This window comes from Streptomyces sp. NPDC001920 (genome assembly GCF_053594495.1).
In genome coordinates this window covers 305,318-317,813 of record NZ_JBSFEP010000008.1, presented here as the reverse complement: position 1 = coordinate 317,813, position 12,496 = coordinate 305,318, and the positions used below count along the sequence as shown (strand labels likewise).

The 12,496-nt window shown below is 71.1% G+C and carries 8 protein-coding genes and 1 pseudogene; 6 read left to right on the top strand and 3 right to left on the bottom strand.

Annotated elements, in window-relative coordinates:
* Nucleotides 1-24 precede the first annotated feature (24 nt).
* Together ACWCPI_RS16485 and ACWCPI_RS16480 are read right to left on the bottom strand one after the other, a co-directional pair.
* Nucleotides 25-921, bottom strand: a complete 897-nt coding sequence (locus tag ACWCPI_RS16485; RefSeq protein ID WP_451038759.1) for an ABC transporter ATP-binding protein — start codon at nt 919-921, stop codon at nt 25-27.
* Nucleotides 914-1,852 carry an ABC transporter permease gene (locus ACWCPI_RS16480; protein WP_451038758.1) on the bottom strand — a complete coding sequence of 313 codons (939 nt, stop codon included), beginning with the start codon at nt 1,850-1,852 and terminating at the stop codon, nt 914-916. The genes ACWCPI_RS16485 and ACWCPI_RS16480 overlap by 8 nt, the downstream gene beginning before the upstream one ends.
* A 403-nt stretch (nt 1,853-2,255) precedes the next feature.
* On the opposite strand from ACWCPI_RS16480, the gene ACWCPI_RS16475 reads away from it, so the two are divergent.
* Nucleotides 2,256-2,894, top strand: a complete 639-nt coding sequence (locus ACWCPI_RS16475) for a TetR/AcrR family transcriptional regulator (protein ID WP_451038757.1) — start codon at nt 2,256-2,258, stop codon at nt 2,892-2,894.
* A 57-nt stretch (nt 2,895-2,951) separates the two neighbouring features.
* Here ACWCPI_RS16475 and ACWCPI_RS16470 read toward each other — a convergent pair.
* Nucleotides 2,952-3,889: pseudogene (locus ACWCPI_RS16470) on the bottom strand (ADP-ribosylglycohydrolase family protein).
* A 132-nt stretch (nt 3,890-4,021) separates the two neighbouring features.
* On the opposite strand from ACWCPI_RS16470, the gene ACWCPI_RS16465 reads away from it, so the two are divergent.
* The 5 genes from ACWCPI_RS16465 (at nt 4,022) to ACWCPI_RS16445 (ending at nt 12,494) form a co-directional block, all read left to right on the top strand.
* Nucleotides 4,022-5,284, top strand: coding sequence for a hypothetical protein (locus tag ACWCPI_RS16465; RefSeq protein ID WP_451038756.1), 1,263 nt, complete (start codon nt 4,022-4,024; stop codon nt 5,282-5,284).
* Nucleotides 5,285-5,381: 97 nt separating this feature from the next.
* Complete coding sequence (locus ACWCPI_RS16460; protein WP_451038755.1) at nt 5,382-6,656, top strand: toll/interleukin-1 receptor domain-containing protein; 1,275 nt, start codon at nt 5,382-5,384, stop codon at nt 6,654-6,656.
* Nucleotides 6,653-7,576, top strand: coding sequence for an AAA family ATPase (locus ACWCPI_RS16455; protein ID WP_451038754.1), 924 nt, complete (start codon nt 6,653-6,655; stop codon nt 7,574-7,576). The genes ACWCPI_RS16460 and ACWCPI_RS16455 overlap by 4 nt, the downstream gene beginning before the upstream one ends.
* Nucleotides 7,573-8,574, top strand: a complete 1,002-nt coding sequence (locus ACWCPI_RS16450; RefSeq protein ID WP_451038753.1) for a hypothetical protein — start codon at nt 7,573-7,575, stop codon at nt 8,572-8,574. The genes ACWCPI_RS16455 and ACWCPI_RS16450 overlap by 4 nt, the downstream gene beginning before the upstream one ends.
* Nucleotides 8,571-12,494: a CHAT domain-containing protein gene (locus tag ACWCPI_RS16445; RefSeq protein ID WP_451038752.1), complete on the top strand. Its 3,924-nt coding sequence runs from the start codon at nt 8,571-8,573 to the stop codon at nt 12,492-12,494. The genes ACWCPI_RS16450 and ACWCPI_RS16445 overlap by 4 nt, the downstream gene beginning before the upstream one ends.
* Nucleotides 12,495-12,496 lie beyond the last annotated feature (2 nt).

Sequence of the window (12,496 nt, the reverse complement as noted above, 5' to 3'; positions counted from 1 at the left end):
GAAAGGGTGACCCGCAGTTGCGCCTCACGAGGGAACCGGCGTCGTTTGGGGCTGGGGCTGGGGCTGGGGCTGGGGCTGGGGCTGGGGCTGGGGCTTCGGTTTCGGCTTGGGCTTCGGGTTGGCCGTCTTGTCTCCCGTGAACGCCTCGTACTCCTTCAGGACCTCGTCCGTCGGCCCGTCCATGCGCAGCTCACCGCGCTCCAGCCACAGGACGCGGTCACAGGTGTCGCGGATCGACTTGTTGTTGTGGCTGACCAGGAACACCGTGCCCGCGTGCTTGCGCAGCTCGCGGATCCGGGCCTCGGAGCGCTTCTGGAACGAACGGTCACCCGTCGCCAGCGCCTCGTCGATCAGCAGGACGTCGTGGTCCTTGGCGGCCGCGATGGAGAACCGCAGGCGGGCCGCCATGCCTGAGGAGTAGGTGCGCATGGGGAGGGTGATGAAGTCGCCCTTCTCATTGATGCCGGAGAAGTCGACGATCTCCTGGTAGCGCTCGCGGATCTGCTCGCGGGACATGCCCATGGCCAGGCCGCCGAGATGGACGTTGCGCTCGCCGGTGAGGTCGTTCATCAGGGCGGCGTTCACACCGAGGAGGGAAGGCTGGCCGTCGGTGTAGATACGGCCGTTCTCGACCGGGAGGAGGCCGGCGACCGCCTTGAGCAGCGTCGACTTGCCGGAACCGTTGGTGCCGATGAGGCCGATGGCCTCGCCGCGGTACGCGACGAAGGACACGTTCCTGACCGCGTGCACCTTGCGCACACCGGCCGCCTTCTCGGCCTGCCCGCGACGCAGGATGCGGTTGAGCGCGGCGGTCGCGGAGCCGCGGCCGGCGCCCGTGCCGTTGACCCGGTAGACGATGTCGACGCGGTCGGCGATGACGGTCGGGGTCTTGGTGGTGTTCTCGGTGGTGTTGTCAGCCACGGCCGTAGGTCTCCTCAGCCTTCCAGAAGTAGATGAAGCCACCGACGCCGGCGAGCAGGGCCCAGCCCGTCGCGATCGCCCACACGTGCGTCGGGAGCTGCTCCGCGTGGAAGCTGTCGATGAGCGCGAAGCGCATCAGGTCGATGTACACGGCGGCGGGGTTGGCCTGGAGGACCGACGTCACCCAGGACGGCCAGTCCGTGTGCTTGCTGGTCATGTGGCTGATGCTGAACATCACGCCCGACGCGTACATCCACGTGCGCAGCACGAACGGCATCAACTGGGCGATGTCCGGGGTCTTGGCGCCCATCCGGGCCATGACCATCGCGACGCCCGTGTTGAAGACGGACTGCAGCACCAGCGCCGGGACCGCCAGCAGCCAGGAGGCGGAGACCGGGATGCCGAAGCAGAGCAGGATCACCACCAGCGCCGCCATCGAGAACAGCAGCTGCTGGAGCTGCTGCAGCGCGAAGGAGATCGGCAGTGCGGCCCGGGGGAAGTGCAGCGCCCGGACCAGACCGAGGTTGCCTGAGATCGCGCGGGTGCCCGCCATGATCGAGGTCTGCGTGAACGTCCAGACGAACACTCCCGTCACCAGGAACGGGACGTAGTCCGGCACGCCACGGCTCGTGCCCATCAGCTCGCCGAAGATGAAGTAGTACACCGCCGCGTTCAGCAACGGCGTCAGCACCTGCCAGATCTGGCCGAGCTTCGCCTGGCTGTACTGGGCCGTGAGTTTCGCCGTGGAGAACGCGCCGATGAAGTGGCGGCGCGCCCACAGCTGGCGGACGTACTCCGGCAGCGCGGGGCGGGCGCCGCTGACCGCGAGGCCGTGACGGGCGGCGAGCGCCGCGAGGTCGGCTTCGGGTGGGGTGGCGGCCTTGAGGGGGGTGGGGGGCGGCGGGGGCGGTGTGTGGAGGGCCTGGGTCACATCCGCTGCTTTCGTCTCGGGGGGCGGGGCGGGGCGGTGCCGTGGGGCGGCGGCTCTTACGTGCCTCTTCATGTCTTCTTACGTCGGGACGGGCCCGTATCGTCGCAACGGGAAGCGTAGGACGTGCGAGCGTCGGAACGCAACCGTTTCGTCGTGACGACGGCGTCTGGGCGGGGGCGTAGCCGTCGCGATGCGCGGGTTGTTCCGGGGCTTCGTAGGGACGGAACGGTTGCGTCGCGACTCGGGGGGCGTGGCGCCGGAACGGCTCCGTCAGGGCGTACGCGTGAGGGCGGAACGGCTTCGTCGTGACGCTCCCGCGCGGACGGGACCGTTTCGTCGGGACGGGCTCCTCGTACGGGTGAAACCGTCGCGTGAGGACGGGTCCGTATCGTCGCTACGCCCTATGCTGGAGCGCATGACGACCAACCCCGACCAGCCCCAGACGCGTCCGCGCCGCCGTCCCCCCGCCGGCGCGGCCGTACTCCGTGAGGACGTGACGGAGGCCATCCGGGCGGCCGTCTTCGAGGAACTGGCGGCGGTCGGCTACGCGCGGATGTCGATAGAGGGCATCGCGCGCCGTGCGGGCGTAGGCAAGACCGCGGTGTACCGGCGCTGGCGTTCCAAGCTGCACCTGGTGCTCGACGTGGTGTCGGCGGTCGCGGTCATGGGCCTGCCCACACCGAACACGGGGACCTTGGAGGGCGACCTCCGGATGCTCTACGAGGTGACCTCGCGGGCCCTGCGCCACCCCGTGGTCTCCCAGATCATCCCCGACCTCCAGGCGGAGGCGGCCCGTAATCCCGAGATCGCGGAGGCGCTGCAGAAGGCGCTGGAGCAGGGCCAGGAAGGGGTGGCCAACAAGATCCTCATCGAGGCGGAGCGGCGCGGCGAGGTACGCATGGGCTTCGACGACGAGCTGGCACTCGACCTGATCTCGGGCCCTCTGTACTGGCGGATGGTGGTGGCTCGCGCCCCCAAGCTGCCCAAGGGCTATCTGGACGCCCTGGCCAGGGCCACGACGGCGGCGTTGAAGGCACTGTGAGCCGGCCGCGCGCGTGTCAGCCCGCGAGTCCGGAGTGATCCGCACGACGGGCTCTGCTCACGCGCTCAGCCACCCGGCCAGTTCCCCCAGGTCCTCCGCCCGCAGCACCCGCTCACCGAACCCCGGCAAGGGGACGTGCAGTGCCGCGGTCCACCGCTCCGGGACGGCGGCGATGCCGTAGACGGCTCCGGCAAGGCCACCGGTCACCGCGGCCACGGTGTCCGTGTCGCCTCCCAGGTCGACGGCGGCGCGAACGGCGGCCTCGTACGAGGACGTGCTGCGCAGGGCCCAGACGGCGGAGCCGAGGCAGGGCCATACGGCGCCGTTGAACTCCGTGGCGTCGTCGGGGTGCCGGTCGGGCGCGACGACGGCGGCGTAGCGCTCCCGGTGGTCTTGGTGGACCTCGGCGAGGGTGTCGGGGAGCGCGGCCAGCCGGTCGCCGCCCGCCAGCGCGATCCGCACCGACTCGTGGAAGACGGCGGTGCCTTCCCAGGCAGCTCGGTCCCCGTGGGTGAGGGCCGCGAGCCGCCGGGCGGCGTCCATGGTGGCGGCGCGGCCCTGGCCCTCGAAGTGGACGGCGGAGGTGGCGGCCCGCATCAACGCCCCGTTGCCGGCCGCCCGTTGGCTGGTCCGGAAGTGCAGCGCGGCGGCCATGCCCCAGGCGTCACCGCTGCTCAGCACGGCCTCCGTCTGCAGGCCGATGTCCTTGGGATCTGCGGCCGCCCAGCGCTGGAACCGCCGGAAGACGTCTGGCAGTTCGAGCCCTCCGCACTCCAGCAGTGACTCACCGACGAGGACGGCCATCTGCGTGTCGTCGGTCGCCTTGCCCGGCTCCCAGCCGCCGCCCCCGCACATCTCCCCGCCCTGGCCCGGCTCAGGAAAGCGCTCCGAGAAGGCGCCCTCGGGCCCGAACTCGAAGGGCGCGCCCAGGGCGTCACCGACGCGGATCCGATGACGGCGCCGAGGACGTGCCGGAGGCGCTGTGACCTGTTCATGGCATCAGGCTACGCAGCGAAGAGAGGGTCGTTACCGAGTGATGTCCGATAGCGTCACTTGGGCGTCGACCAGGGCCGATCGGGGCCGGTCAGCGCTGGACAAAGGCTGCGCGGGTGGGGAGGAGACGGGGCATGCTGCCTGCCATGCGGGGGCGAGGTGTCGTCAGCGCCACCGTCGTGCTCGGCGGTTTGGTGACGGCGACCGTCTTGACCGCGAAGCCGGCGTTGCTCGTGGGTGCGCCGATGATGGGCGCGCTCTGGACCCTTGTGGTGCTGGACAGTGGCTACCTGCTGGGCCGGGAGTGGGCGCACCGCCGACGGCGTCGCGCCAGCCGCCCGCAGCGGGACGCCTGGGCGCCCGAGCCCGGGGTGTTGAGGCCCATCGACCATCCCGTCGTCGTACCGCGCCCCGCGGGCGGAGCACAGGAGGATCGCGGCGGGGCGGTCGACCAGCAGGGACGGTTCCGGGCCACCGGCATCCGGCTCGCCGTACTGCCCGCGCTCGCCGTGCTGTGCTTGACCGTGCAGACCGTCTTCTTGAAGCACGACAGCGCGTTGGGACTGGGGTTCGTGTGCGCGGAGTGCCTCCTGCTCCTCGTCATGATCTGGACGGTGTGGACCGAGCAGGAGCCGTCCCGGCCCTGGGTTCTGACCCGGACGCGGACCGAACTCTTCCGTCGGGAGATGTTCCTCGTCGTCGGACAGGCAGGTCCCTATCTGGGGCTGTCGGTGCCCCAGGCCGAGCGCGTCCGCGACGCCCGGCTGAACCTCCTGGCCCACGCCGGGGCCGCCCAGCTCGACGAGTTCGCCCGGCTCAGCGACCGGGGCGCCGACGGTGCGGAGCGGCACTGGAGGGACGAAGCCTGGCGTCGTGCGGGCACCGCCGACGCCGACACGACCGCGCGGATGCGGACGTATCTGGACCACCGGATCCGCCGCCAGGCCCTGTACTTCGAACTCGCCGCGGACAAGTGCGAGCGCACCGAGAAGTCCCTCACCAGAATCGCCAAAGGCGGGATTCTGGGGGGCATCGCCGTCGCCCTCTCCTACGCTGCCCTCCTTGTCGCGGGTCACGGCAGGGACGAGCGCTCGTCCGCGGCGATGGTCGTGGCCCTGCTCGCGGCGGTCCTGCCGCCCCTGTGCAACAGCGTGCTGGCCGTGCAGAACCTCTTCGCCGCCCAGCGTCTCGCCTCGTCGTACCGCGAGACCCGGCGGGAACTGCTCGGCTACGAGAACACCCTGCGCGCGCTGATCGGCGAGCAGGGCGGGTCCCCCGGCCCCGACTCCGGCGCGGCGTTCCGCGCTCTCGTGGTCGGTGTCGAGACGGCGTTGACCGAGGAGTTGCGGCGCTGGCGGATCGTTGTCGCCAAACCGGAGTTCGACGCCGGGTTGTGATCCCGACCCCGCGCCCGGCGGTTCGCTGACCCGGTCCCGCGAGCGGGTTTGCCCGACCACATGCCGTGGGCGCGGGAGATGGATCACAATCGGGGGCGTGAGAGAGGTCTTCATCAGCCACAGCGCACGAGGCGACGCCTTCGCCACGGCCGTCCTGGCGAGGATCCAAGACCGGCTCACGACGAAGAACTTCCAGCCGCGCGTGGACCAGGACGACATCCCGCCCGGCGACGAGTGGCGTCCGCACATAGTCGAATGGCTGGCGCGCTGCGACGCGGCCGTCGTCCTGCTCAACGACAAGGCGCTGGGGTCGCACTGGGTACGGCGTGAGGTCAACATCCTCATGTGGCGCAGGGCGCTCGACGCATCCGTGTTCGTCGTGCCGGTCCTGCTCGGCGACCTGACGACCGGTGCCGTGAAAATGGCCGGCCTGGAAGAGCTGCGGCCCGTTCAGTTCGCACGGACGGCGAAGGGAGAGGTGCAGGATGCGGAGGCCCTCGCCGAGCTGGTGCTCGACCGGTTCGCGGACCTGCCCGACGCTGCCGTGGGGGAGAACCCGATGAGCGGATGGCTCGACCGCCTCGACACCTATCTGTCCCAGGCCCGCCCGAAGGACGCGCTTGCACGGGCGGCGACCGCGTTGGGACTTCCGCAGGCGTACTTGCCCAAGGTGACCGCACAGCAGGGCGGTTGCCTGTTCCTGGCCCACCAGTTCCTGGTGGCGTCCCCCAAGCGCATGGAAAAGGCGGTGTACGGCCTGGGCCCTGCCCTGCAGGCCGGGACCCTGAGCAGACTGATCCGTGAACTCGCCTGCGTCTGGGTCGACGCGGAGGCCGCGCGCGGGGTGCTGCCCGAACCGGGCTGTGTGCCCCGGGAGATGACCGTTCTCCTCAACGCCGGCAAGAAGGGCACGGCAGAGCTCTACATACAACGGGCTAACTGCGGTGACCCAGGGCGCTACCAGACCGAGGTGGTGGGAGACCTGCCGACCGGCGAGGACCGGACCGGCGAGCGGGTCCGTGACTGGGAGCGAACTGTGCGGCGGGAGTTCTTCGGCTTCGCGGAGGACGACCACGACTTGCCGGAGGACCTCTTCGACCGCTTGCACTACCTCGTGATCGACAAGCTCGGCCCGCCCGACACGGAGTTCGTCGAAGCGGTCGAGCGTCTCCACGGCACGTTCTCCTGGCTGATCGTCATGGTGACGACGGGCACCGGCATCCAGGAGCAGGACATCCAGGCGGCCTTCAAGAACCCGGTCGTGCCGAAGCCGCTGCTCACCGCTTCGCTCGAGGCGACGGAACTGGCGCGTAAGACGCGGCTCGACGGACTTCCCGGTCAACTGGCCGGCTTCAACCAGGAGTACACGTGACCGAACGCCCCTTCCACGGTCCGGACCCCAGGGACGGCCGGGTCTACGACATGCCGGACGACCTCCGCCTGGCCATCGACGTCGCGCTGGCCACCGACCGTCCCCTGCTGCTGAGCGGGGACCCGGGCTCGGGCAAGTCGTCGCTGGCGCCGTACGTCGCACGCAAGAACGGCCTGCGCTACTACGAGCACGTGGTGACCTCCCGTACCCAGGCGACCGACCTGCTGTGGACGTTCGACAGCGTGCGCAGGCTGGCGGACGCGCAGGCCCACCGCATGCACGCCAATGACGCTCTCTACCTGCGGCCCGGTGTGCTGTGGTGGGCGCTCGCCCCCGAGTCGGCCCGCACCCGCGGTGGCCTGCTCAAGCCGTTCGACGGGGACGACCCCATGGAGCGGTTCCACCGGGAGCACCGTGCGAAAGGAGCCGTCGTTCTCATCGACGAGATCGACAAGGCCGACCCGGACGTACCCAACGGACTGCTCGTGCCGCTCGGCTCACAGGAGTTCACGGTCGCCGAGACCGGTACCACGGTGTGTCGCGAGCCCGGCGTGGGCAGGCAGTTGACCGTCATCACCACCAACGGCGAACGAGAGCTCCCGCAGGCGTTCCTGCGCCGCTGCATCGCCTTCGAGCTGTCGCCGCCGACCGTGGACAGCCTCGTACGGATCGCCCGCCTCCATCTCGAACACGACGGTGTGGACCTGGACGAGGAGACGCAGGAACTCGCGTTCATGCTGGCCGAGGAACTCGTGAAGATTAGGAGTGAGCAGAACACCCGCCGTGACCGGCTGCCCAGCACAGCCGAGTACCTGGACGCCCTGCGCGCCTGCCGCGTCATGAACGTCCGGCCGGGCCACCCGAACTGGCAGACGGTACGCAACCTGACGCTCGCCAAGCCGAGTCAGCGGGATGGGTGAGTGCGGTGCGTCCGCAGATCTGGCTCGGCGACGCCGTCCGTGCCCTCACCGTGGCACGGGACGTAAAGGAGCAGGCGCAGGTGCTCCGGCTGCTGGGATACGACGCCCCATCGGCCCCGCCCGTCACGGCCACGGCACCGGCGCCGCAGCCGTCCGCTCGGCCCGCCACCACGGACAGGTACAGGGAGCCGGACCTCCACCGCGCCACCGAGCCCACGCCGCCACCGGACGAGGAACTTCCGCCCGAGCCACCGCCGGCGGGTGAGGACCGACCGGAACCGCCCGCCGACCTGCCCCTGCTCCAGCCGGCGCGGACCGAGCCGATCGCCGCACCCGCGGAACCCGGCGAACCCCTCGCCCCACCCGGGGCCGATCCCACCCGCCTGCCACATCACCCCCTGTTGACGCCACACTGGACCAGCGCCGTCCTGAAAGCCGTGCTCTCCCGCCAGGTGGACGAGGGCCCGGTCGACATAGCCGCGCTGATCGACGCGCTCGCGCACGGCCGCCCGGTGCCCCGGCTGCCGCGCCGGCCCGTGCCGACACTGCGCTTCGGCGTGCAGGTCCTGGTCGACCGCGGTGCCGGAATGCAGCCGTTCCATCGGGACCAGGACGAACTGGTCGCCCGGATCCGGTCCGTCGTCGGACCCGAAATCGTCGACGTGGGCTACTTCTCCGACGTACCGCAACGCGGCACCGGCCCCGGCGCCCGCTGGACCCGCCGGCCGTATCAGCCCCCCGCCCGTGACACTCGCGTCCTGCTGGTTTCCGACCTCGGCCTGGGCGGCCCGACGGGCGACCCCGCCCGCTCCACCCGCGAGGACTGGGAGGACTTCGTCGACCGTGTCTCCAGGGCCGGCTGCACCGCCGTGGCGTTGTCCCCGTATCCGCCTCATCGGTGGCCTCGCTGGATGACGCGACTGCTGCCGCTGGTGAGCTGGGACCGTACGACGAACACGGGATGGATCAGGACGCACATGGGGGTCCGGACGTCATGACCGACCCGGTGAGGTGCCCCGGCGGCGAGGCGCCCGGGGAGCTGCCGCCCCCGCCGCCGCCCGGTGCCCTGGAACTCGCCACCGCCCTGAGCTTCGTCACGCGTATCGAACCCGAACTGATCCGCGCGGTCCGACTACGGCTCCTGCCCCACCTGGACGTCGGAGCCGAGGCCGACCTGTGGTTCTGCGAGTGGGTGAGTGCCCGGACACCCGAGGCGATCGCACTGCTCCCGCAATGCCTGCCCTATCTGCGGGCGGGCCTGGTGGGAAAACTGGAGACCAACCCCCGCCTCCGGGAGGTCGCCGACCTCGTCGCCGAGTTCCACCGCGAGCTGTCCCCCGCCCTGTTCCTGGAGGAGCAGGTGACCTGGCACAGTCTGATCGGCGACACCGACACGGTCGGCCGGCACCTTGACCGGGTCCTGCACGCCCTCGTAGCCGAGAACCGCATCGGCTTGGCGGGTTGGTTCGCCGAGGCATGGCAACGACTGCCGGAGCAGGTCCGCGCGACGTCCGCCGCGTGGAGTCTGGCCAACGCCGCCCGCCCGTACGCGCCCCAGCTCGATCCCGGTACCTCGCCCGACCTCGGCCTCGACGCCGTCACGCCGATCGCGCGGGCCGTGGGCGAGGCGCGGCTGGGAGTGCTGCGCCAGGCGGACGGCCTGCTGCTGGGGGACGTGCAGGGCGAGGGGGCGCTCGCGATCCTCGTACCGGACACCCGGCCGCGTGTCGTCGAGGTGCTCGCGGATACGCGGCGGCAGGTGGTGCGGATCGCAGGCGGGGCCGTCGTGCGGGTCGAGACGGGCACGGGGACGGTGGAGGTACGGACGGGGACCGGAGACGTGTACGTCATCGAGCGGGCGCGGCCGGAGCCTGCCACAAAGGAGGAAGGACCGAAGAGCGAGGCGCTGTACCGGCTCATCACGGAGGCGGGCGTCCGGCCGGATCTGGGCGCCGAGGTGGCGGAGGAACTGGAGCGTCTCCTGAGCGACTTCCGCCACAGGGACCACTTCGGTGCCCTGGCCGAGGCGATCCGGCTGGCCGAGCACGCCCTGAGCAGCGGGTACACCCCTCAGAAGTACCCTGCGCTAGGCGCCGCGGCAGCGCTGGCGCAGTACCTGCTCGGTGTCCACCGCGGTGGACGGCGACCACTGGAACGCGCCATCGACCTCAGCAGCCGGGTGTGGTCGTCCGCCGAGGGTGCGGTGACGGCCCGAGCCTGGAGCGTCTGCGGTGCCGCCTATCGGGAACTGTTCGGGTACACCGGGGACATCTTCGACCTCGACGCGGCCCTGAATGCGCTGGAGCCGCAGCTGAGGCGGTGGCCGGCGCGGGGCGGCGACAGCGAGGGACTGCTCCGCGAGCTGCTGCTGACGTACGTGGCCCTCCACGAGGCCGACGCCCGCGGCAACCATCTGGCGAAGGCCGAGAAGCTGGCCGAAAGGGCGGTGCGTTCCGAGGACCTCTCGGTGAAGCTGGCAGCCGCGCGGGTTCATCTGGCCCGCTACGCGATGACCGGGTATGCACGCCATGTCGACTGGGCAGAGGCGCTAGGTGGCCGCGTCCAGCGAAACCGTGGATCGCTCGGGGCCGAACAACTGGCGGTCATGGCCGCCGCGTCCCTCGCTCGCTTCCCTGCCGGCGAGGTCCTGGACAGGGCCGTGGGGCAGCTTCGGCAGGGTCTTCGCCTGGTGCCTGCGTCAGGCCGGCTCCAAGGTGCGCGGCTGCAGGTCGAACTGGCCGGCGCGCTACGGCTGCGCTACCGGGTGCGCAAGCACCGGGCCGACCTGGACGAGGCCCTGGCCTTGGTGTCGGACGCAGTGGACGGAATGCCGGAGCAATCGGTGTGGCGGCGGTCCGCGCTCACCACATTGAACCGCTGCCTCATCGACACCTACGCCGCGGACCGGCGCCCGGCCGACCTCGAGCGTGCCATCGCGGCGGCCCGCGAAGCCGCGCACGCGGTCAGGGCCCACCCCGGTCTTCCCCACACCCACCTGGCCAGGGCCCAGCTCGCCGAGTCACTGACCCTGAAGTACCAGGCGACCGGCGCCGTCAAGCACCTCAACGAGGCCGTCACCGTCCTGGATCCCGCCCAGACGGCGTCCGCTTCCGTCCCCCCCGCCGTCCGCGTGGCCCATGCCGTCGCCCTCGCCTCCGTGCTGCTGCAACGGCACGATCGGCGCACGTCGAGGAAGGATCTCCGTTCGGCGCTCGAGGTGTTGGACGCGGTGCCCGAGGAGTCGTCGCAGACGATGCTCCCGCCTGAAGAGGCCGTGCTGATAAGAGCGCGGGTGATCGAGCGTCTCGCCGTGGCGGGCGCGTCCGTGTCGGCGCCGGTGGTGCGAGATGTCCTCGCCGCTCAGGAGGAGCTCGTCCGCGACATCGGGGTCCCGCCCATGGGGCGGCTACGGAGCGCGCTGCTCGCCGGACGGGTGGCGACAAGGTTCGACCTGCTCGACGAGGTCGTGCGGAGCGCCAGGGCGGCCTCACGAGATCTGGCGCCGCTCCTGCTGCTGGCCGGTGGCGAACTCGGTGATCTGGTCGGGGAATGGGAGGAGCTGAGCCGGGACGCCGCTGCCTGCGCGATGGAACTGGGCGAGCCATGGCAGGCACTGGACATTCTCGAACGGCGCAGCGCCCTGCTGTCCGCCGGGCTCGGCTCGTTCCAGGCCGAGGCGGCTCAGCTGGCCGTGACGTTGCCGGCCCTCACGGACGACTTCCAGGTGTGGTTCGCGCTGCTCGGTCTGGAGACCGGAGCGGCGGAGTCACCCGTGCTGGTCCGTCGGGACGTCGTGGCGGCCGAGGTGAACCGGATGGTCGGCGATCTCCGCGTCTCTCCAGGCTTCGAGCCGACGATGGACTCCATCCGCGCCGACGAAATGGCAGCTGCGGCGGCCGAAGGCCCTCTCGTCGTGCTGAACGCGACGGCCCGCCGCTGCGACGCGCTCCTCGTCACCCAGCAGGGCATCTCGACCGTGCCGTTGCCGGACCTGGACGCGGTCACCGATCTGGCGCGGCGCTACCGTCGTTCGGCGCTCGACGACCACTGGTCGGCGCGGCACCGGTTCACCGAGACCTCGGCCCTGCTGCACGAGCTGTGGAACATGGTCGTGGGCCCGGTGCTGTCCGCGCTCGGACTGACGTCCAGGCCGGCGCCCGGCGCTGGGCCGTTCCTCCCGGAGGCTGTGCTGCCCCGGATCTGGTGGTGCCCCAGCGGCCCGTTCGCGCTGCTGCCGCTGCACGCGGCGGAGGGGCCGCACGGATCCGCCATGGATTACGCGGTCCACTCGTACACGCCCGGGGCCCTGGCGCTCACTCAGGCCCGTTCCCCCCGGCACCGCAGTTCGGACGTGCGGGCCACCCCCGGGCTGCTCGCCCTGATTGCGTCTCCCTCACCGTCCCGGGTGCACGCGGAGGAAGAACGGGCCCAGCGGGTCCTGCCTCACCGAATCGGCCGCGGTGCGAAGAGAGCCATCTCCGTCCTGTCCGGGGCCGAACGCGTCGATCAGGCACATCTCCACTACGCGGGTCCCGGCAACGCGGCGGACAAGATGTCCCGTCGCCTGCGGCGCGACGCGACGCCCGACGTGGCGCATCCCGTCGCCCGGGGTCTGGCCTATCTGTCGGCCTGGGACACGGCCGGGCCCGGCACCGGCCGGGCCGAGTGGGCCCCCTCGCTCGGCCTGTCCCTCCACGCCGCGGGATATCAGCACGTGATCGCCGTGCTGGGCTGCGTCGACGACGACGCAGCCGTGCGCATCGCGGATCTCGTGTACGACGTCCTCGTCGACTCCACGGGGACCCTGCATCCGGAGGGCGCGGCCCGAGCCCTGCACCAGGCGCTGCGACGGATCTCCGAGACCGGCTCCGGCTACTTTCTGTTCAGCCGTGCCGCCATGATCCACATCGGACCGTGACC

Coding starts and splice junctions, on each gene's coding strand:
- ACWCPI_RS16475 (WP_451038757.1), top strand. CDS start 2,256: ATGCTGGAGCGCATGACGACCAACCCCGACCAGCCCCAGACGCGTCCG.
- ACWCPI_RS16465 (WP_451038756.1), top strand. CDS start 4,022: ATGCTGCCTGCCATGCGGGGGCGAGGTGTCGTCAGCGCCACCGTCGTG.
- ACWCPI_RS16445 (WP_451038752.1), top strand. CDS start 8,571: ATGACCGACCCGGTGAGGTGCCCCGGCGGCGAGGCGCCCGGGGAGCTG.